General features: G+C 68.6%; 19 protein-coding genes and 1 tRNA gene. 4 read left to right on the forward strand and 16 right to left on the reverse strand.

The genetic code is table 11. The features are described from left to right. Positions 1–5: 5 nt before the first annotated feature. The 4 genes from AC3EO7_RS02665 to AC3EO7_RS02680 form a co-directional block, all read right to left on the reverse strand. On the reverse strand, positions 6–710 hold the full coding sequence (locus tag AC3EO7_RS02665) for a flavodoxin family protein (RefSeq protein WP_435590360.1): 705 nt from the start codon (positions 708–710) through the stop codon (positions 6–8). 138 nt (positions 711–848) lie between these two features. Then, a complete protein-coding gene (locus tag AC3EO7_RS02670) occupies positions 849–1562 on the reverse strand; it encodes a DsbA family oxidoreductase (protein WP_431964752.1) in 714 nt (237 codons plus the stop codon). Positions 1563–1745: 183 nt separating this feature from the next. Further along, entirely contained in the window at positions 1746–2900 is a 1155-nt protein-coding gene (locus AC3EO7_RS02675) for a serine hydrolase domain-containing protein (protein WP_435590361.1), read from the reverse strand. A 328-nt stretch (positions 2901–3228) separates the two neighbouring features. Further along, positions 3229–3750, reverse strand: a complete 522-nt coding sequence (locus AC3EO7_RS02680) for an alpha/beta hydrolase (protein ID WP_488186254.1) — start codon at positions 3748–3750, stop codon at positions 3229–3231. 262 nt (positions 3751–4012) lie between these two features. Between AC3EO7_RS02680 and AC3EO7_RS02685 the strand changes: the two genes are divergently transcribed. Both AC3EO7_RS02685 and AC3EO7_RS02690 read left to right on the forward strand, forming a co-directional pair. Then, positions 4013–4243, forward strand: a complete 231-nt coding sequence (locus AC3EO7_RS02685) for a ribbon-helix-helix domain-containing protein (protein WP_435590362.1) — start codon at positions 4013–4015, stop codon at positions 4241–4243. Beyond that, positions 4231–4656, forward strand: a complete 426-nt coding sequence (locus AC3EO7_RS02690; protein WP_431964758.1) for a type II toxin-antitoxin system VapC family toxin — start codon at positions 4231–4233, stop codon at positions 4654–4656. The genes AC3EO7_RS02685 and AC3EO7_RS02690 overlap by 13 nt, the downstream gene beginning before the upstream one ends. A 280-nt stretch (positions 4657–4936) precedes the next feature. On the opposite strand, the gene AC3EO7_RS02695 is transcribed toward AC3EO7_RS02690, so the two are convergent. From AC3EO7_RS02695 to AC3EO7_RS02705, 3 genes are all read right to left on the reverse strand, one after another. Beyond that, positions 4937–5010 (reverse strand) — tRNA-Leu (locus AC3EO7_RS02695). A gap of 129 nt (positions 5011–5139) precedes the next feature. Then, complete coding sequence (locus AC3EO7_RS02700) at positions 5140–6618, reverse strand: amino acid permease (protein ID WP_435590363.1); 1479 nt, start codon at positions 6616–6618, stop codon at positions 5140–5142. A gap of 58 nt (positions 6619–6676) precedes the next feature. After that, positions 6677–8143, reverse strand: a complete 1467-nt coding sequence (locus AC3EO7_RS02705) for a peptide MFS transporter (RefSeq protein WP_435590364.1) — start codon at positions 8141–8143, stop codon at positions 6677–6679. Between the two features lie 194 nt (positions 8144–8337). Here AC3EO7_RS02705 and AC3EO7_RS02710 point away from each other — a divergent pair, with 194 nt between their 5' ends. Continuing rightward, complete coding sequence (locus AC3EO7_RS02710) at positions 8338–8805, forward strand: SRPBCC family protein (RefSeq protein ID WP_431964764.1); 468 nt, start codon at positions 8338–8340, stop codon at positions 8803–8805. Here AC3EO7_RS02710 and AC3EO7_RS02715 read toward each other — a convergent pair. Then, positions 8781–9707 carry an esterase/lipase family protein gene (locus AC3EO7_RS02715; RefSeq protein WP_431964766.1) on the reverse strand — a complete coding sequence of 309 codons (927 nt, stop codon included), beginning with the start codon at positions 9705–9707 and terminating at the stop codon, positions 8781–8783. The genes AC3EO7_RS02710 and AC3EO7_RS02715 overlap by 25 nt on opposite strands. 105 nt (positions 9708–9812) lie before the next feature. Here AC3EO7_RS02715 and AC3EO7_RS02720 point away from each other — a divergent pair, with 105 nt between their 5' ends. After that, entirely contained in the window at positions 9813–10361 is a 549-nt protein-coding gene (locus tag AC3EO7_RS02720) for a TetR/AcrR family transcriptional regulator (RefSeq protein ID WP_435590365.1), read from the forward strand. A 65-nt stretch (positions 10362–10426) separates the two neighbouring features. Here AC3EO7_RS02720 and AC3EO7_RS02725 read toward each other — a convergent pair whose 3' ends face one another. From AC3EO7_RS02725 to AC3EO7_RS02760, 8 genes are all read right to left on the reverse strand, one after another. After that, positions 10427–11374: a Ppx/GppA phosphatase family protein gene (locus AC3EO7_RS02725; protein WP_431964770.1), complete on the reverse strand. Its 948-nt coding sequence runs from the start codon at positions 11372–11374 to the stop codon at positions 10427–10429. Next, positions 11367–11894, reverse strand: a complete 528-nt coding sequence (locus AC3EO7_RS02730; RefSeq protein WP_431964772.1) for a DUF501 domain-containing protein — start codon at positions 11892–11894, stop codon at positions 11367–11369. Before AC3EO7_RS02730 ends, AC3EO7_RS02725 begins: the two co-directional genes overlap by 8 nt. Beyond that, positions 11891–12547, reverse strand: a complete 657-nt coding sequence (locus AC3EO7_RS02735) for an FtsB family cell division protein (protein WP_431964774.1) — start codon at positions 12545–12547, stop codon at positions 11891–11893. Before AC3EO7_RS02735 ends, AC3EO7_RS02730 begins: the two co-directional genes overlap by 4 nt. A 91-nt stretch (positions 12548–12638) precedes the next feature. After that, complete coding sequence (gene eno / locus AC3EO7_RS02740) at positions 12639–13925, reverse strand: phosphopyruvate hydratase (protein WP_357452379.1); 1287 nt, start codon at positions 13923–13925, stop codon at positions 12639–12641. 123 nt (positions 13926–14048) lie between these two features. Beyond that, positions 14049–14777 carry a lytic transglycosylase domain-containing protein gene (locus tag AC3EO7_RS02745; RefSeq protein ID WP_431964777.1) on the reverse strand — a complete coding sequence of 243 codons (729 nt, stop codon included), beginning with the start codon at positions 14775–14777 and terminating at the stop codon, positions 14049–14051. A gap of 70 nt (positions 14778–14847) precedes the next feature. Next, positions 14848–17859, reverse strand: coding sequence for an ABC transporter ATP-binding protein/permease (locus AC3EO7_RS02750; protein WP_435590366.1), 3012 nt, complete (start codon positions 17857–17859; stop codon positions 14848–14850). An 82-nt stretch (positions 17860–17941) separates the two neighbouring features. Further along, complete coding sequence (locus tag AC3EO7_RS02755; protein WP_435590367.1) at positions 17942–18871, reverse strand: ABC transporter permease; 930 nt, start codon at positions 18869–18871, stop codon at positions 17942–17944. After that, the gene (locus AC3EO7_RS02760) at positions 18868–20397 is read right to left on the reverse strand and encodes an ABC transporter substrate-binding protein (RefSeq protein ID WP_435590368.1); all 1530 of its coding nucleotides are present in this window, start codon (positions 20395–20397) and stop codon (positions 18868–18870) included. Before AC3EO7_RS02760 ends, AC3EO7_RS02755 begins: the two co-directional genes overlap by 4 nt. Between the last annotated feature and the right edge of the window lie 178 nt (positions 20398–20575).

A 20575-nucleotide genomic window follows, 5' to 3' on the forward strand; every position in this document is an offset into this window, starting at 1 on the left:
CATCGTCAGCGGTAGTCCGGGTTCTCGAAGTCGAAGCGGCAGCCCGCGTCCCATTCGGAGCGCTGGTTGCCGTGCGCGGGGATGCCGCCGTTGTCCTTCAGCATTCTGGCGAGGTGCAGGAGGTTCCAGGTCATGAAGGTGGTGTTGCGGTTGGTGAAATCGTTGTCCGGGCCGCCGGATCCCGGATCGAGGTAGGAGGGGCCGGGGCCCGCCTCGCCGATCCAACCCGCGTCGGCTTGCGGCGGGATCGTGTATCCGAGGTGCTGGAGGCTGTAGAGAACGTTCATGGCGCAGTGTTTGACGCCGTCCTCGTTGCCGGTGATCAGACAGCCGCCGACCCTGCCGTAGTAGGCGTACTGTCCGTGCTCGTTCAGGATCGAGGAGTTGCCGTAGAGACGCTCGATGACCTTCTTGGTGACGGAGCTGTTGTCGCCCAACCAGATCGGGCCCGCCAGCACCAGGATGTCGGCGTCCATCACCTGGCGCTGTAGTGCGGGCCATTCGTCGGTGGCCCACCCGTGCTCGGCCATGTCGGGCCAGACGCCGGTGGCGATGTCGTGATCGACGGCACGCAGCCGGGAGACCCGAACGCCCTGCTCGGTCATGATGTGGGCGCTGCGGTCGATGAGCCCCTGGGTGTTGCTGATCTCCGGAGAGCGCTTCAAAGTGCAGTTGACGAACAGTGCCTTCAGATCCCCGTAGCTCGCCATGGTTCGTCTCCTTCGTCCGACTGTGTTCGCGGGAGATTTGGGAACCATAGCGAGAACAGCCCGCTGCCGGACCGGATCGGGCAACTCGAGGCCGATGCTCGACCCGGCTCGATGGAACTCGCGAGCCGAGCCGGACGGTCAGTCGCGGCTGGGGACCGCGCAGCCCTCGGGACCGCACGCGTCCGCGTCGCCCACGATCTGCAACGCTGGCTCGCGGTCGGCCCAGGCTCGCTCCAGCGCCTGCGTGAAGAGAGCCGGAGGCTGCGCGCCGGACACGCCGTACTTGTTGTCGAACACGAAGAACGGCACCCCGTTCGCACCGAGCCGCGCCGCCTCCCGTTCGTCGGCGCGTACCGCGTCGGCGTAGGCGGTGGGATCGGCCAGCACCGCACGGACCTCGGCTTCCTCGAAACCTGTCGCGACGGCGATCTCGACCAACCGCTCCGCATCGCCGAACAGGGACGTCTCCTCGGCGAAATTCGCGTGGTAGAGCGCGTCGAGAAGTTCGTCTTGGCGGCCCTTCGCCAGCGCGAAATGCAGGAGGCGATGCATGTCGAAGGAGCTGCCGTAGTCACGTCCCTCGGTCAGGTAGGGCAGGCCGAGCTCCCCCGCCTGCGCGCCGATGCCGCGCTCATTGGCTGCTGCCTGCGCCTCGCTGATTCCGTACTTGCGGGCGATCTTCGCGACGACGGGACCGGACTCGTCCGCGGGCAGCGTCGGATCCAATTCGAACGAGCGGTGCACCACCTCGACCTCCGCACGCTGCGGAAACTCCGCCAACGCCTGCTCGAACCTGGCCTTGCCCAGGTAGCAGAACGGGCAGTTGATATCGGTCCAGATCTCGACCCGCACGGTCGTCCTCGCTTTCGTCTTCGCCCCGGTTGGTGGCAACGTCGCGGCAATCGAGGGTGTTCCCCGGCGGCCGAGTGCCGATGATCACGACACGGCTCGCCCGCCGCTACGCCTCGATTCGACATCGGTACCGACCTCGGTAGTGGCGGACTCGACGCTGCGTCGACCCGACAGCGACAGCACCTACCGCCGCCCGGGCGTAGGCGTCGAGCATCCCACGACGAAGCAACCCACCGGCCAGTCCGCGAACGGCGGCGGCAACGGCTTGCCGAGGCAGGTGATCGGATCGCAGCCCGGATAGGCGAAGGGCCCGAGTCCGAGCGCGGCGAGAGTGGCGTCGGGGTTGGTCATCATCGGGTCGGTGATGCTGACGTCGGGCAGCGGGACGAACGGCCCCGGGTCCGGCAGCGCCGGTTCGCGGAACGCGCCGACGAGGGGGCGCAGCACCTGGTACGCGAAGCCGACATCACCGGGCACGGTGAACCCGGTCCAGCTGACCAGCAGGTTCAGGCTCGGGACGATGTAGTTGTCCTGGCGCATCATGCCGCTCATCTTCAGCGCGTCGGCGGGTAGACCGTGAAATTCCGGACCGCAACCGGGACCGTTGACCACGAACAGGAAGCCGTAGCACTCGTTTCCGGGCGAGGATTCGGCGGCGTGCGTCAGGTACTCCGCGGAAATGACCTGAGCCTCTCCCCAGAGTCCTCGATTGGCCACCAGCAGACCGAGCTTCGCGAAATCGTCCGGCGCCATCACCAGATGCGCGTAGCCATAGGTGTTTCCGCTGCGATCACGCGCCCAGTAGTAGTGGTCGGCCCGGATACCCAACGGATCGAACAACTTTCGCTGCGCATACTCCTGAAAATCCTCGCCGACCGCCTGCTGCACCACATAGGCGATGAGATCCACGGCGCGCTGGCTGTACCGAAACGTCGTGCCTTGCGGATACTCGATCGGCATCGCCAAAGCCTGGGCGACCACATTGGGATCGAGCTGCCCCAACCCGGTCACCCCTTCGGACACCACCGCGACCTCGATACCGGAGGACTCGGTGAGCAGATTGCGCACGCGAATCGCCCGGTGCTCCGCGTCGCCGAGGCCGGTCGGCAGATAGTCGCCGATCGGATCGTCGAGCCCGAGCAACCCTTCGTCGACCGCGATACCGGCCACCAGCGAGACCACGCTCTTGGTCGCGCTCCACAGATTCCACGGCAATCCGCCGGTCCGCTCGTTCTGCGGCCCCGCGGCGATCAGGCAATTGTTGCGAAACACCTTGAAGTTCAGCCGGGTCGGCGACGCAGCCGCCGCGATCGCGTCGCGCAGCGCCGCCGAATCCACCCCGACCTCCTCGGGAGTCGCCGTCGGAAACTGCCGCCCCTGCCGCACTTCACAGTGCTTCAGCCCGCCGGGTTCCGCCACCGCAGTGCCACCCAAACCACCGGCTATCGTCCACAAAACAAATGTGATAACCAGCGCCACAACACTTTTCAGGGAAATCCGCATGGCCCGCCTTCCGTTTCCCGAGATTCGGTTGTGAAATCGGCGGACGCGACTCCCTGTTACGAAAAACCGCCCGTGACCAGCGCCCCGAATTCCTTGGGCGCAAATTTCACGGGCGGTCCTCGCCGCTTCGACGGCAGCCTGCTGGTATCGGATAGGTCGGGCCTTACTCGGGAAGCTCGAGCCCTTCGGCCAACATAGGCCACGAGCGATGAAAAGCGTCCTGCCAGTAGCCCCACGAGTGGGTACCGGTGGGCTCGAAGTCGAACGTGGCGGGGATCTGCAGTTGACTCAGCCGATCCTGCAGATTATGGGTGCACCAGTTCGTCGCGGCCTCGATGACGCCGCCGATGAGGAGTTGATTGGCCAAACCGTAGGGCGTCTTGTTCAGCGTGAACTGGCTGTCCATCGTGTCGTGCGGTCCCGGCAGGCCGCTGCCGGTCGAAATGAACATTTGCGTTCCACGCAGACGTTCAGCGTTGACCACAGGGTCGTTTTCGACCCATGCCGGATCGTCGTCGGGGCCATACATGTTCACCGTGTCGCCCCCGCCGTAGGTCTCGACGACCAGCTTGACGAACCGCTGGCCGGTCGGATCGGAGATCTGAGCGCAACCGCTGTAGCTGGCCACGGTCGTGAAGAGTCCCGGCTTCATCTCCGCCATCTGCAATGCCGCGGTGGCGGTCATGGAGTTCGCGGCGATTGCGTTGACACCGTTCGGTGTTCTTCTTCATCGCGACCGAGAACACCTGCAGAGTGATATTGCGGCCCTCGATCGTTCCGGAGACGATCTTCGAGCCGTCCGACGAAACCAGTTCGGCGAGCAGTGTTTTGGAGTCGATGACCGGTTCGGCCGGAACGTCTTCCGCAACCGCGTTACCGGCACCGGGCGGAGTGAAAAAACGACAGAGATCACACGCTGCCGAAGCAGCAGGGTATGCTGGCATACCATGAGGCGTACTACCGTGAAGCTACCCGACGAACTCGACGAGCGCCTACGCCACGAGGCGCAGCGGCGAGGCATCACTGTCGCCGAGGTGACTCGCGAAGCGATCACGCAGTACCTGTCCATGCCGAGCGGCGGGCGGCGACAGTTCGGCGCCGCAGGCGCGGGGCACAGCGGGCATTCGGACGTGTCCAGCCGGATCGATGAGATCCTGAGCCAGGAGTGGGACCGATAAGCGCCCTCGTCATCGACGCCGGGCCGCTGTACGCCTACGTCGACGCAGACGATGCCCACCACCAAGCCTGCCTGGAACTCCTGCAGACTCACCGCGGACCACTCGTCATACCGACCCTGGTCATCACCGAGGCCGTCTACCTCATCGGCACCCGCCTCGGCACCGATGCCGAAGTGCGCTTCCTCGGCGACCTGGCCGAGGGCCTGTTCAGTATCGAGCCCGTGCATGCAGCAGACTGGCTTCGCATCGCCGAGCTTGTCGCCAAGTATCGCGACCTACCATTGGGGACCGCCGATGCTTCGGTGATCGCCACAGCCGAGCGGCGAAATCTGACGCAGATCGCCACCACGGATCGACGTCACTTCTCCATAGTTCGCCCTCTGCATACGAGCAATTTCACGCTGCTGCCGTAGGTCGCCGACATCACCGAGCTGTGTGGAACAGGCCTCGCAAATCGCGCTTATGGCAAGAAGTCATGTGCCTCCTCGGCAGAGAAGAGTCCGACGAACGGCATCTGTGGTACGACTTCGGACTCCAGCAGGAGGAAACCGTTGCGGCGGTTCGCATTCCCACGCGCTGTCGGTTCGAGCCCGGAGCCGCCGCAACTCAACCGCCGACATCGAGACATAGAGCCCGCAGTACATCACTCCGGCGCGCAATCGTTGGCACGCCTGCTCCTCGCCGTTCGTCTCGTGCCCCCAGTCGGACTCGAACCGACACTGAATGGATTTTAAGTCCACTGCCTCTGCCAATTGGGCTATAGGGGCCGTTCGGTCAGCCTACCGACTCGTACGGCTGTACCGGAATTGTGGCGCGGCCGGTCTCGGGTTGTGGGATGGACGGGTTGTTCAGGATACGCCGTGCCCCGCTCGTGGGCAGGGCACGGCGAGCAGCGGCTATTCGGCGAGCGCCTTGCCGAGCAGCGAGTTCCTGCGGCTGTAGGCGAAGTAGACCACCATGCCGATGAGCATCCAGACGAGGAATCGCAACCAGGTCTCGACCGAGAGGTTGAGCATCAACCACAGGCAGGACAGGACGCCCAGGATCGGGATGAGCGGGACCAGCGGGACGCGGAAGCCGCGCGGCAGGTCGGGCCGGGTGCGGCGCAGCACGAGCACGCCGAGCGAGACCAGCACGAAGGCGAACAGGGTGCCGATGTTGACCATTTCCTCCAGGGTGCCGAAGTCGACGAAACCGGCGAGCAACGCGCAGCCCACGCCGACGATGACGGTGAGACGGACGGGCGTTCCTTTGGCGCCGGTGTGCGCGAGACGCTTGGGCAGCAGTCCGTCGCGCGCCATGGCGAACAGCACGCGGGTCTGCCCCAGGTACATCACCATGACCACGGTGGTGAGACCTGCGAGCGCGCCGATGGAGATGATGTTCTTCGCCCAGTCCGCGCCGTGCAGCGCGAAAGCCGTTGCGAGCGTGGCGTCGCCGCCGGACAGCTCGGTGTAGGAGACCATGCCGGTGAGCACGAGGGAGACGGCGACGTAGAGCACCGTGACGATCAGCAGCGAGCCGAGGATGCCGCGCGGCACGTTGCGCTGCGGGTCCTTGGTCTCCTCCGCGGTGGTGGCCACGACGTCGAATCCGATGAACGCGAAGAACACCAGGCTGGCCGCGGCGAGCAGGCCGTACCAGCCGAAGTTGCTGTTCCCGGCGCCGGTGAGGAAGGAGAACAGCGACTGGTGGATGCCCTGACCGCCCTCGCCCGCCTCGGAAGGCGGGATGTAGGGCGAGAGGTTCGACTTGTCGAAGTACGTCGCGCCGACGACGAGCACCACCGCGATCACGGCGAGCTTGATCGCGACCGCGATCGCCGACACCCGGGACGAGAGCTTGGTGCCGACGGCGAGCAGCACACCGAGCACCGTGATGAGCGTGACCGCGCCCCAGTCGAAGGTGACCGGCCCGAGGTCGACGACTGCGGCCCCGGTGCCCATCACCTGCCCGAGGTACTGCGACCAGCCCTTGGCCACCACCGACACGGCGAGCGCGAATTCGAGGATCAGGTCCCAGCCGATGATCCACGCGGCCAGCTCACCGAAGGTGGCGTAGGAGTAGGTGTAGGCGCTGCCCGCCACCGGCACGGTGGAGGCGAACTCCGCGTAGCACAGCGCAGTCAGGCCACAGGCGACGGCGGCGAACACGAAGGCCAGCGAAACCGACGGTCCGGCAACGTTTCCCGCGGTGCGGGCGGTGAGTGTGAAGATACCGGCGCCGACCACGACGGCGACGCCGAAGACGGTCAGATCCCAGGCGGTCAGATCTTTGCGTAGTTTCGAGTCGGGCTCGTCGGTATCGCGAATCGATTGCTCGACGGATTTGGTGCGGAACAAGCCATTTCGCCGAGAGGAGCTCGAAATCGCCACGTGTTCTCCTTAAACATGCTCAGGCAGGACGCCGGGATTGCCGGGTGCCGCCGGTTTGCTAGTGGACGCCGGCCATGTAGCGACTGATCCACGGTCCCAGTGCCGCGACGATCAGTCCCACCGCGATCGCCACGGCACCGGTGATGCCAAAGTAGGCGACTTCATGCCCAGGGGCGTAAAAACGAGCAAGAACGCCCGACATCGACGTACCAATACCGACGGAAAAGAAGTACAACGCCATCATTTGCGCTCGGAACGCTTCTGGGGCGAGCTGGGTGGTCACCGCCAGCCCGATCGGGGAGAGCAGCAGTTCCGATACCGCGAACCCGGCCATGATCATCAGCACCGCCAGCGCGGGCACGGACTTGTCGTCGAATCCCGCGAGCGGCACGAACAGCAGGAACGCCGCGCCCATGCCGATGACGCCGAGCGCGAACTTGTGCGGCGTGCTCGGCGCGCGATTGCCGAGCTTGGTCCACAGCAGCGCGAACAGCGGCGAGAGCATGATGATCCAGACGGGCTCCACCGAGCCGATCCAGCTGGCGGGCGCGGTCCAACCGAAGATGCTCCAGTTCATCCGCTCGTCGGAGTACACGGCCAGCACGGTGAAGATCTGCTGGAACAGCGACCAGAACACCGCGTTCGCGAGGAACAGCGGGATGAACGCCCGCACCCTGCTGCGTTCGATCGGCGCGACCTTCGCGCTGGTGAGCATGACCGCGAAATACCCGAGCGAGGCCAGGGCAATCACGACCGTCGTCGCCTCGGGCAGATTGTCCAGCGTGACCAACCGGGTCGCGAAGGCCACCGCGACCGCCGCCGCCGCGCCGAGCACCACACCGGCCATCCGCCCGATCGCGCTGCGCGGCAACGGGTTCGGCACCTCGCGGCCGGCGGTCCCGAGGTTGCGCCGGAAGATCACGTACTGACTGAGGCCGAGCGCCATGCCGATGGCGGCGGCGCCGAAGCCGTAGTGGAAGCCCAGGCGAGTCTGGAGCAGGCCGGTGAGCAGCGGGCCCGTGAACGCGCCGATGTTGATGCCCAGGTAGAAGAGCGTGAAACCGCCGTCGATGCGCGCGTCGTCCTTCGGATAGAGCGTGCCGAGCAGCGAGGAGGCGTTCGCCTTCAGCGCCCCGCTGCCGAGCGCCACCAAGACCAGGCCTGCCGCGACGCCTGCCAGTCCCGGCACCACGGCGAGGGCGATGTGCCCGGCCATGACCACCACGCCGCCGTAGAAAACGGTCCGCTCCATCCCGAGCAGCCGGTCGGCGATCCAGCCGCCCAGCACGGTGGACAGGTACACCAAACCGCCGTAGGCCCCGACGATGCCGACCGCGGTGCTCTGCGGCAGACCGAGACCCCCGTCCGCCACCGAGTAGTACAGGTAGTACCCAAGGATCGTGACCATGCCGTAGAAGGAGAACCGCTCCCACAGCTCCACGCCGAACAGGTTGGCCAATCCGATCGGATGGCCGAACAGAGTCCGAGCCGGGATCGGCAGCTCGGATTCCACTACTTGGGACATGCCCAGCACCTTGTCACAAACCGCAACTGTGCAGCAACTCACCTCACCTTCGGCGTTGGGGCCGCGTTTACGCACGGCAGGGATAGCACGCACGCATTGCCGGGCGGCCCGAGCGGTTCGCACCTACGCTAAAGAGGCGGACGAGCGAGAACCCAGCAACGTGACAATCGGAGCCGGAAGGAAGTGAGGCGCATATGTTGGATGCCGAACTGACCGTGCCGGTCGACCCCGAACAGGCATTCGCGACCCTGGCCGACGGCTGGTTGTATTCCAGCTGGGTGGTCGGAGCATCGCACATCCGGCAAGTCGATCCCGGCTGGCCCGATGTGGGCACCCGAATCCACCACAGCGTCGGCCTGTGGCCGCTGAACGCGCGGGACGTGACCACCGTCCGCGATGTCGATCCGCCGCGGATGATCGAGCTGGAGGCCCGGCTGTGGCCGTTCGGCTCGGCCCGAATCATGCTGGAGCTCACCGAGATCCAGCCCCACACCACACACATCAGGATGACCGAGTACGCCAGGAGCGGGCCCGCGACGCTGCTGCCGAGTCAATTGCAGCGGGTGGCGCTGAAGCCGCGCAACCACGAATCGCTGTCCCGTTTGGCCGCCCTCATCATGGGGCGCGCCGACGAGCGCTATCGACCCAAGGGCCCGACGTAGGGCAGCACCACCGCGCAGTCGGCGGGCCCGGCGTTGGCCGGGTCGAGGGCGTTCAGGACTTCGCGCACGGTCACCGGGTCGGCCGTGAGTTCGTAGTGTTCGGTGTAGTCCGTCGGGCACAGGTCCTGGAGGACGATGTTGCGCACGTTGGGGCCGTCGAGCAGGCCGGTGGTGTAGGGCGTCGCGATCTGGTCGTATCTGCTGACGATGGTCGTGAAGTCGATCTCGGGCGCGATCGCGGGGTCCGGGTTGATGATGCCGAGCATCGGCGATCCCGGCGACACCTGACAGGGGCCGCACCGCTCGGCGACCGCGTCGCGCACCCCGAGCGCGTCCAGCACCGAGGAGAACAGCGCGTCGGTGCCGCTGAGCGTCGATCCGTGCAGCGGCGCGGCCAGCGCGATGTAGTCGTCGACATTCGGCACGCCGCCGAGGTGGTTGAGGTAGTAGAACGGGATCGCGCCGCCCATCGAATGGCCGACGAGATCGACCTTCGCGACGCCGGTCGCGGCGCGTACCCGATCGATGAAGTCCGCGATCTGCCGCGCGCTCTCCGGTACGGGCGCGATGGCGCCGATCGGGCCGAGCGGGCCGGTGCCGTAGGTCGTGGAGAACACACAGTAGCCCGCGGCGGAGAGCACGGGCGAGAGAGTGTTCCAGGTGATGGTGTCGTTACTAAGGCCGTGCAGCAGCACCACCGGATTCGGGTGCGCCTCGGTCGGACGGCAGGACCAGTCGTTGGCGCCCGGCGGCGGTTGACTCGGACCGGTGAGCTGGGCGGCGAGCCCGGACAGATAGCTGTAGGTCGGCGATTCCTCGGCCGTGGCAGAACCGGCGGGCCAGCAGGCCGCCATGGCCACGGCGGTCGCCAGTGCCGCGATCCACCGTCGGGATATTCGCATGGTCGATCTCCTCGTGGGGTACCGTCGATCCGTCGTGACCGACCGGTCGGTCACACCGTAGCGGGTCGGTAGGATCTGCGAAAGAGGCAACAGGAAGGATCCCCCATGCCACGTCCGGCCGAGCCAGGTCGCACCGCCCTGCTGACCGCGGGGGCGCGCGTCGCCGAGGACAAGGGACTGCGCGGGCTATCGATCAACGCGGTGGTCGAGCTCGCCGGAATGGCGAAAGGCACCTTCTACCACCATTTTTCGGATCGGCGCAGTTACGTCGTCGCACTGCACCGCCGCTACCACGACGAGCTGGCGCAGACCGTCGCCGCCGCGATCGCCGACCTGCCGCCCGGGCCGGAGCGGCTGCGCGCGGGCGTTGCCGCCTATCTGGACGCGTGCCTTGCCACCCGGGGCACGAAAGCCTTTCTCGCCCAGTCGCGCACCGACACCGACCTGCTCGACGAGGTGCACGCCCGCAACCAGCTCGCCGCCGCGGCGATCGAGCCCGACCTCGTCGCCCTCGGCTGGCCGGACCCCGCGGCGATCGCCCACCTGCTGGTCGCGATGATCGCCGAGATCGCCCTCACCGAGTTGTACGGCGAAGGGCCGCGCGCCGACCTGCGGGCGGCCGCTCTGCTGATGATCGAGTCACCGCCCGCCTGATCGAGCGGCATCGCACGTCACCGATATCGCTTCCGCCGAACACCTTTCGCGCCGTGCGCGGGCGCTCAGGCGATGGACAGTGCGATGCCGTCCAGGATGTCGTGCTCGCTGACGATCAGTTCGGTGATGTTCGCGCGACGGGCGAGTTCGTAGGCGAGCACCTCGGTGATGACGGCGCCGCCGCCGATCACGTCGACCCGGCCGGGGTGCATCGGGCCGAGCGCGGCGCGTTCGTCGTGGTTCATTCCGATCAGCCGGTCGCAGACCTCGCGGACCTGGTCCAGCGTGAGCGCGGTCAGATGTACCCGGTCCGAGTCGTATTCGGGCAGGTCGAGGGCGACCGCGGCCAGCGTGGTCATGGTGCCCGCGACGCCGACCCAGGTGTGCGCGTTCTCGACGGGCACCTTGGCGAAGGCCTCGTCGAGTCGCTCGGCGGCGAATTCGCGGGCCGCGGCGACCTGATCGGCGGTGGGCGGGTCGCCGGGCAGGCAGCGCTCGGTGATGCGCACGCAGCCGATGTCGGCGGAGAACGCGGCGTGCACGCCGTCGCTGTCGCCGAAGACCAGCTCGGTGGAGCCGCCGCCGAGATCGACGACGACGAACGGACCTGCCGCGCTGGACAATTCGCCGATAGCGCCGGTGAACGAGAGGCGTGCCTCTTCGTCGCCGGTGATCACCTCGGCCTCCGCGCCCGGCACCACGGTGCCGAGTTCGGCGCGGGCCATGGCGAAGAAGTCCTCGCGGTTGGACGCGTCACGGGTCGCCGAGGTGGCGACCATCCGCACCCGCGAGACCCCGGCCTCGCGCATGAGCCCGGTGTACTCGGCGAGCGCGACCCTGGTGCGCTCGATCGCCTCGGGCGCCAGCGAGCCCGTGGCGTCGACGCCCTGGCCGAGCCGCACGATCCGCATCTCGCGGTGCACGTCGGCGAGGCGACCGTCCTCGAGCACGTCGGCGACCAATAGTCGGATGGAGTTCGTTCCGCAATCGACTGCGGCGACCCGGTCACTCATGCTGTGCTCCGTCCTTCGGCGGGTACTTCGGCCAATCGGCCGGGATGGCGGTCCCGCGCAGTCCGTGCTCGGCGGCCAGCGCCACGGCTTCGTCGCCGAACGGGTTGACGCCCGGCCCCTTGGCCAGACTGTGCGCGATGAGCACGTGCAGGCACTTCACCCGCTCGGGCATCCCGCCGCCGGTGAAATCGGTACCGAGGGATTCGATGGCGTTCCGCTCGGCCAGGTAGCTCTCGTGCGCGGCGCGGTAGGCCGCGGCCAGTTCCGGATCGGCGGCGAGGCGCTCGGTCATCTCGCGCATCACGCCCGCCGACTCCTGCCTGCTCGCCTCGGCGGTCAGCCGGGGGTCGGTCAGGTAGTACAAGGTCGGGAAAGGGGTGCCGTCCGGCAGCCGCGGCGCGGTCTTGACCACCGCGGGCAGCCCGTCCGGGGTGCGGTAGGCGACGGCGAGCACGCCGCGCGGCGCACGGCCGAGCTGTTCGGCGATGATCTCGAGATCGCGGTCTGTCGGTGCGGTCACCTGGGTCCTTCCTGGTGCGGGACGGCGGGCGGCAAGCCCGCGGCCGGCGGCTCGAGGCCGGGCGTCGGCTGCGGTTCGGAGAGAGTGCGCCACAGATCCGTGTACCACGGGTCGGGCGCCTTGGATCGCGGCGGCGCGGCGGGGCGCGGCGGGGCTTCGATGCCCGGCACCTGCACGATGTAGGGCGTCTCCCCCGGCATCACCAGCCGCAACCGATCCCTGGCCTCCGACCGAATGTAGGCCGGATCCTGTTGCTGCGCACGGCGATCCCGCAACCTGGCCACATCGGCCTCCAGCTGCCTGCGCTCCTGCGCCAGCTGCGCGGCCTCGGCGCGCTGGCTGAAGTAGGTGCGCATCGGCACGGACAGCGTCAGCGCCAACGCGCACACCACGCCGGCCAGAATCACGGCCTTGCCGGTGGACAGGCCGAGAATGGTGCGCTCGTGCTTGTCCACGCCGCCCGCGCGCGGGGCTATCTTGCGCGGTTGCGCCTTCTCGGCGGTCTCGCTGCGTCTGCGCGTGCGTTTGGCCGCGGCGGGACGGGCAGCGGTCTCGGTGTCCGCGCCCGCCCTCGGGCGCGATCGAGCGGCACGCGACGTGCGGCGGTCCCCGCGTCCGGCCGGACTGGTCCCGCGCGCACGTCGCTCCGTCATCTCGTCCCCTGTATCTAATTTGCGGTGCTCTCGGGGCCCTTCGTGGTTACGCCGGCTGCCGCCTCCGGGCCCGTCGTTCGCACCGCGGCTATCAGCCCTCGAACGCGAAGCGCGGGAACGCCACGTCACCCGCGTAGCGGGCGGAGTCGCCCAGCGCGTCCTCGATGCGCAGCAGCTGGTTGTACTTGGCGACCCGCTCGCTGCGCGCGGGAGCGCCGGTCTTGATCTGGCCGCTGCCGACCGCGACGGCGAGGTCGGCGATGGTGGTGTCCTCGGTCTCGCCGGACCGGTGCGACATCATCGTCTTGTAGCCGTTGCGGTGCGCCAGCTCGACCGCGTCCAGGGTCTCGGTCAGGGTGCCGATCTGGTTGACCTTCACCAGCAGCGCGTTGGCCGCGCCCTTGGCGATGCCCTCTTCCAGACGCTCCGGGTTGGTGACGAACAGGTCGTCGCCGACCAGCTGGATCTTGTCGCCGATCTGGTCGGTCAGCGCGACCCAGCCGTCCCAGTCGTCCTCCGACAGCGGGTCCTCGATGGAGACCAGCGGGTAGGCGGTGAGCAGCTCGGCGTAGAACTGCGCCATCTCGGCGGCGGTGCGGTCGGAGCCCTCGAACTTGTAACCGGTACCCGCGGTGTAGAACTCGGTGGCCGCGACGTCCAGCGCCAGCGCCACGTCGGTGCCGAGCTTCAGGCCGGTCTTCGCGATCGCGACGCTGATCAGGTCGAGCGCCTCACGGGTGCCCGCCACGTCGGGGGCGAAGCCGCCCTCGTCACCGAGGCCGGTGGACAGGCCCTTGGACTTCAGCACCGACTTCAGCGCGTGGTAGACCTCCGCGCCCCAGCGCAGCGACTCCTTGAAGGTCGGCGCGCCGATCGGGGCGACCATGAACTCCTGGACGTCGACGCCGGTGTCGGCGTGCGCGCCACCGTTGAGGATGTTCATCATCGGCACGGGAAGCACATGCGCGTTCGGCCCGCCCAGGTAGCGGAACAGCTCCAGGCCCGAGGACTCGGCGGCGGCGCGGGCCACCGCGAGCGAGACGCCGAGCAGCGCGTTCGCGCCGAGGCGGGACTTGTCCGGGGTGCCGTCCAGATCCAGCAGCGTCTGGTCGACGGTGCGCTGCTCGACCGCGTCCAAGCCGATGACGGCCGGCGCGATCTCGTCGAGGACGCCCTCGACGGCCTTCTGCACGCCCTTGCCGAGGTAGCGGTCGCCGCCGTCACGCAGCTCGACGGCTTCGTGCTCACCGGTGGAGGCGCCGGAGGGCACCGCGGCGCGGGTCAGCGTGCCGTCGTCGAGGGCGATCTCGACCTCGACAGTGGGGTTTCCGCGCGAATCCAGGATCTCGCGAGCTCCGACCTGTTCGATGATGGCCACGAAAACGACACTCCTTCGGCTGCGGGCACGGTAGGTCTCACGGATGGGCCCGTGCGCTGCCGAGCCTAGCGTCCTCGCCGCCTCCGAGGTAACCGGCACTCCGAGGGATGGCTCGCGCGACGCTCAGACGCGGCGGCCGACGCTGTAGGCGGCGGCGCGATCGCGGACGGTGAGCAGGTAGCGGGTGGACTGGTTGTAGGTCATCAGCGCCTGTTGCCAGCCGCGTTCGGAGGTGAGGTCGCCGCCGCTGGCGCACAGGTAGCGCGCCGCGGTGAGGGCGGCGTCGTCGATGTTCTGCGGGTCGATCACGCCGTCGCCGTTGGCGTCCACGCCCCAGCGCTTCCAGGTTTCCGGAATGAACTGCAACGGGCCGACGGCACGGTCGTATACCGAGTCGCCGTCGAGTCTTCCGCCGTCGGTGTCGCGGATCAGCGCGACGCCGGGCGCGCCGTCCAGCGGGATGCCGATGATCGGCGGAACGACGGTGCCGTGGTCGTCGACGCCGGAACCGCGGTGGGTGCCGTGCTTGCTCTCGACGCTGGCGATGCCTGCGAGCGTGGTCCATGCGATGCCGCAACCGGGCCGCGAACTGGCCATCACCGCGGCGGCGTAGCCGTACGCCTCCAGCGCGACCGGCGGGATGCCGAGCGTGCCTGCCTGCTCACCGGCCCAGCCGCGCAGTTGCAGCGCGGTGCGTCCCGGTCCGTCGACATCGATCAGCGGCAGCGGGGCGCCGGGGCCTGGCGGGATGCCTTCCGGGATGGGCGGCAGGTCGGGGCCGATGCCGCAACCGGCGAGCGCCAGGACCACCAAGGCGACGGCCATGATGCCGGTCTTCTTCGGGAGCACCATTCCATCATCCAGATCCGGCGGAGTGCTCCCCGGCGATTGCGCGCCGCCGCGTGTCGGACGTCACTGTCGTCTAGACCAGCAGATCATGGGTGGCCTGTTCGGCGGGATTCGCGAGAACCTCGGCGGTGCGACCGGATTCGACGATCCGGCCGTGATCCAGCACGACGAGTTCGGCGCAGTGCCCGGCGACCAGCGCCATGTCGTGCGTGATCACCAGCACTGCGGTGCCGCGTTCGGCGCGAATCCGGTCCAGCAGGGCCATGATCGAGGCCGCTGTCGCGTGATCGAGGGCCGAGGTGATCTCGTCGCAGATCAGGACCGAGGGCTCGGCTGCCAGGGCGCGGGCCAGCGCCACCCGCTGGCGTTGGCCGCCGGACAGTTCGTGCGGGTACCTGGCCGCCAGCGCTGTCGGCAGTTCCACGGCGTCGAGTAGCTCGGTGATCCGCTGCGGTGCCGCGCTTTTCGAGACCCGCGCGATACGGCGCAGTGGTCTGTCGAGAGCCTGGGCGACCGTTCGGCGCGGGTTGAGCGCCGACATCGGGTTCTGCGGAACGAGCTGAATCCCGTCGCCGCCGCGCCCGATCCGGCGTTTCCCGCCGAGTTCGATCGATGTGCCTGCGAGCGCCAGCGCGCCGCCCTCGGCCGCGCGGAGACCGGCGATCACCCTGGCGAGGGTGGTCTTGCCTGCCCCGGAGGCGCCGACGACGGCGAGCGCGGAGCCCGCGGTGAGCGCGAGGTCGATGTCGGTGAGGGCGCGATGCCTGCCGATGGTCGCGCTGATGCCGCTGGCGCGCAGGGCGATCTGGGGTTGTGGATTGTCGATGGCGGGGCTGACAGGGCGCTCGGATACCCGATGTTCGCCGTCCGCGGCGGCGCGGACGGCGTACCTGAAAGCGCCCCCACCGTGGTCGTCGCGGTCCGCAGCAGCGCCAACGTCGCGAGCCGAGGAGTCGGCGTGGTTCCCTTTCTCGGCAACATCCTCGCGCGGCGCACCGTCGGGTGACTGCGGTGTGCCCGTGGCCGACCCTCCGTCTGTGGGGCCCACGACGGCGCGTGCGGACCGCCCACCGTCGCCGGTGTCGTGGCCAGGAGCCTCGGGCGTGCGTTCGCCCGCCGACGGGAACACGGCAGCCGCGTTCGGGCCTGGTGCGGTGGAGGCCAGCGACGAGCGAGACGCTGCCGGATGCGTGCCGACCTCGATCACCTGATCGGCGATGGCGTGGATGGCGGCGGTGTCATGGCCGGACAGCAGGATGGTGGTCCCGCGGTTCGCGAGATCGACCAGCAGACTGCCGATTTCGGTGCGCAGCGCGCCGTGCAGACCGGCCAGCGGCTCGTCGAGCACCAGGACGTCGGTGCCACGGACCAAGGCTCTGGCCAAGGCGACCCGGCGTTGCTGACCACCCGAGAGTTCGCCGGGGCGGCGGCGCAGGTGCTCGACGGAGAGACCGACCGCGTGCACGGCTTCGAGGAGAGCGGGCTCGGAGCGGTCGCGTGCGACTTCGGCGAGCAGGGTCCGCACCCGCATGAGCGGGTTCAGTGCGGAGCCGGGGTCCTGGCCGACGTAGGTGATGTCCGTCCGCCGAAAACGCCGCAGCGCACCGGAATCCAGTGTGAACACCTCGTGTCCTGCCACCGTGACCGTGCCCGCCGCGCGAATCGCCCCGGACGGCAACTGTCCGAGCAGCGCTCGCATCACGGTCGTCTTCCCCGAACCCGACGGGCCGGTGAGCGCCGTGATCGTGCCCGGCGGCATCCGAAACGAGAGGGCCCCGACCAACTCTTGTCCGGTCGGTCCCCGGACGAGCAGTCCGTCCACGACCACGATGGGGTGCGGCTCTCGGATACCGGCACCCCGCGCCGGCCGCGCACCGTTGCTCGAGGCAGGGATGACAGGCGGTTCGACTCCACCGCGGGGTGTCATGGACAGCCGAGCCGCTACCGCAGCCGACGAATTCGCGTCAGTGCCGACGCCGCCCAGCACCGACGATTCGGCCGCCGACAGCGACGCCGCGGAACCCGCCTCGCAACCAACATCACCGGGATGGGCTGCGACCGCCGCGGATTCGGAGCTCGAACTCGTATCCCATGCCGGATGTGCGCCGTTGCCGTCGACTCCATCGCCGGGTGCCGCGGTCAGCCGAGTCGGCGCCGTGGTCAACCGAGCCGATGCTTCGGACGACGAATTCGCCACAGCACCAACGCTGCCCGGCATCGAGCTCGGTGCCGGGCCGGAGCCTGTATCAGGGCCGCCCTCGAGATCCGTGCCCGATCGAACGCTCACCGCGTCCACCGGCGCCGATCCCCGTGTGCCCCGGCCGAATTCGGTGACCGCCAGGTTCACGCTGACCGCCACGATGGCGATGGCGAGGCTGGGAGCCAACACCGACCACGGGTTGAGTAACATGCCAGAGGCGTTGTCGCGGACCATGACCGCCCAGTTGCTTGCGCCGAGGGTGGTGGGCAGGTGCAGGAAGGACGCGGTGCTGACCAGGTAGACGGCGGCGACGAAACGCAGTCCGAGTTGGGCGGCGAGCACCTCGCGCAGGTTCGGCAGGACCTCGCGGAATACCAGGTGGGCCAGGGTTTCTCCGCTCGCTCGCGCAGCCTCGACGTAGCCGCTCGCCGCGACGCCCGCCGCGCCCGCGGCGAAAACCCGTGCGCAGTAGGGCACTCCGAACAGGACGGCCACCACGATCAGCCCGTACATGCCCGCGTCCGGCCAGGTCGTGAGAACGAGCAGGATGCCGAGCACCGCGGGAACAAGCATCGCGAAATCGGTCGCGGTTTCTATCATCGCGCCGACCCGGGGCCGCAGCGCCGCGATCGCGCCGAGCACGCTCGACACCGCGGTCACCAGCACCGCGATCACGGCGGCGAGCAGCAGCAGACCCCAACCGCCGTACAGCAGATGACTCAGCACGTCACGACCGAGCCGATCGGTGCCGAGCCAGGCGTCGGCGCTCGGGTCGGCGAACGGTATGCCCACCGCTTGCTCGGCGGGCCGCGGCGCGAGGGCCGGCCCCAGTGCCGCGGACACGATCACGGACAGCGCGGGCAGCAGCAGCCGTAATTGCCTCATCGCGCCCCCTCCCTCCACGCAGAATCGCCGATCGCGAACGTCGCGCCGTCGGCGATCCGATCACTCGGCAGAAGCGGCGACTTCATCGTCGCCCCCGCAGCGACCATGCCCGAATGCCGTCCGCCACGGCGAGCATCAGCATGATGACCACCCCGGACAGCGCCACCACCGCCGCGACCACCGACGTGTCACGGTCGGCCACCGATCCGGCCAGCACCGCGCCGAGGCCCGGGTAGTTGAAGATGGTCTCGACCACCAGCGCACCCCCGAGCAGCATGCCGACGGTGGTGGCGAGGCTGGCCACGATGGTTGGCGCGGCGAACGGCACCAGATAGCGGGTCAGCACGTGCGGCGTCGAAAGTCCATCCAGCAGCGCGCTTTCCACATGCGGCGCGCGAGCCGCGTCGGCCAGCGCCGCCCGCACGACCCGGGTGTTCCAGCCGATCTGCGGAATGGCCAGCGCGAGGACGGGCAGCACGAGCATGTCCGCGCGCACCGGGAAACCGGAGCGACCGGTGATGGTGACCGCGGGCAACCAGCCCGTCGCCAGCGAGAACACCATGATCAGCAGCGTCGCCAGTACGAACTCGGGAATGGCCGCGGCGACGGTGCTGCCCGGTTGCAACACCCGCGCCGCCGCGCCGCGCGGACGCGTCGCCCACCAAGCGCCGAGCAGCACCGAGACCAGCACCGTCAGCGCGAGCGCGAGACCGCCGAGTAGCAACGTCGGCGGAAACTTGTCCGCGAGTAGCTCGTTGATCGACCTGCCGCGCGCTGTGCGGCCGAAATCGCCGGTCGCCACGCCCGAGATCCAGTCCACGAACCGCACGACGAGCGGGCGATCGAGTCCGAGCTCGCGTTCCTTCGCCGCCACCTGCTCCGGCGTGGCCTCGCGGCCGAGCACCGCACGGGCCGTGTTGCCCGGCAACAGATCCACGGCCACGAAGACCGCCGCCAGCAGCGCGATCAGCAGGGCGACGCGCCGGAGCAGGAGCCGGGCGAAGGTCGTCACGCCAACCAGGCCCGCTCGAGCTGCACCCGTCCGAAACCGCCGAGGGCCGGCAGGTCACGCACCGAGGCGGTGGCGATGTCGACGCCGTCTGCCATGCCCCACACCAGGTAACCGCCGCGCTCGTGCTGAATCGATTGCACACGGCGGCTTGCCTTTTCGACTTCAGCCGGATCGGAGGCGGCCAGAGCCGCGGCCGTTGCGGAATCGAATTCGGCGTCGTGGAAGGCGGTTTCGTTGCGGTTTGAGCCGCTCGCCATGAGTCTGCTCGCGTAGAACATCGTCGAATCGTTGGTGCCCCAGGAGACGGTGTAGAGCGGGGCCTGCAACCAGGTCCGGTCGTAGAAGGCGTTCGATTCCTGCTCGACGACGTCGAGCCGGATGCCGATGTCCGCGAGCTGAGTGGCGATCACCTTCGCCGACTCCACCTCACCGGGCGCCTCCGGCTTCGTCACCAGCGGGTAGCTGCGCCCCGTATCGAAACCCGCGTCGCGCAGCAGGGTTTTCGCGCGTTCGACATCACGGGTGCGCTGCGGAATGCTCGCGTCGTAGCGCGGGTCGGCGGTGCCGAGGATGTCGTTGGCGACGGTGCCGTAGCCCGAATGCACCTGATCCACAAGCGACTTGCGGTCAACGCCGAGCCGCACCGCGGCGCGCACCCTGGGATCGGCGAACGGCCCGTCGGCGGTGCGCATCGCCACGCCGAGCATCGTGTCGTTCGCGCGCCGCACCACCCGCAGGTCGCCGCGCCCCTCCGCGGTGCGCCCCGCGATCGCGCCGACATTGGACGCCAGATCGATCTGCCCGCTCAGCACCGCATTGCCCAGTGCCGTCACGCTTTCGAACATCGTGACCTCGATGGCGTCGAGCAACGGCAGTCGCGGATCCGATCCCGCGCCGTACCAGTTGTCGTTGCGCACCAGCCTGGCATTGCCGCCCTGATAGGACTCGAGCCGAAACGGTCCGGTGCCGATGGCCGAGGCGAAGTCCGTAGTGTCTTTTCTCACAGTGAACGTCATCAGCCGAACCAGCAGCGGCAGTTGGGTATTCGGCTCCGGGACGGTGAGCACGACGCGGTTCGCACCGTCGGCGGCGATGTCCTCGGCCGCGGCGGGCATCTTCGACGCGCCGCCCACCGAGCGCAGTCTGCGCAGCGACCACACCACATCGTCGGCGGTCACCGGGGCGCCGTCGTGGAAGGTGGCGCCCTCGGCGATCGTGAACGTCCAGCGCCGCTGCGTCGGATCCGACTCCCACGAACTCGCAAGGCGCGCAGCGGTATTCGGCTCCACGCCCGGTACCGTCAGCGCGTCGTAGACCAGCGACGTGACGAGGAAATCGCTCTCGTTGGTCAGGTTCGCGTGCGGGTCGCGCTCGATGCGCGCCGCGGTGCCGAGCGCGCCGACCCGCAGGGTGCCGCCGCGTCGCGCGGGGCCGCCGGGATCGGCGCCGTCGGTACACGCGGCCGCGACCAGAATCGCGCCGACTCCGACGCTCGAACGCAGAAGCTGCCGTCGGTTGAACCCCATCGGTGCCGCCTTCCCTCATCGTTCGCTGCGGGCCCGAGACCCGACACTACAAGGCTAGGACAGGCTAGCCTAAATATGCTGTCTACCTGTGCGAATCCGCCGAACGGCGAATCCACGCGGCCCCACCGGGAGTCGTTGCCGACGAATGCACACCGCCCGGTCCGAACGAGACTTAGGC

The organism is Nocardia sp. bgisy118, assembly GCF_057708605.1.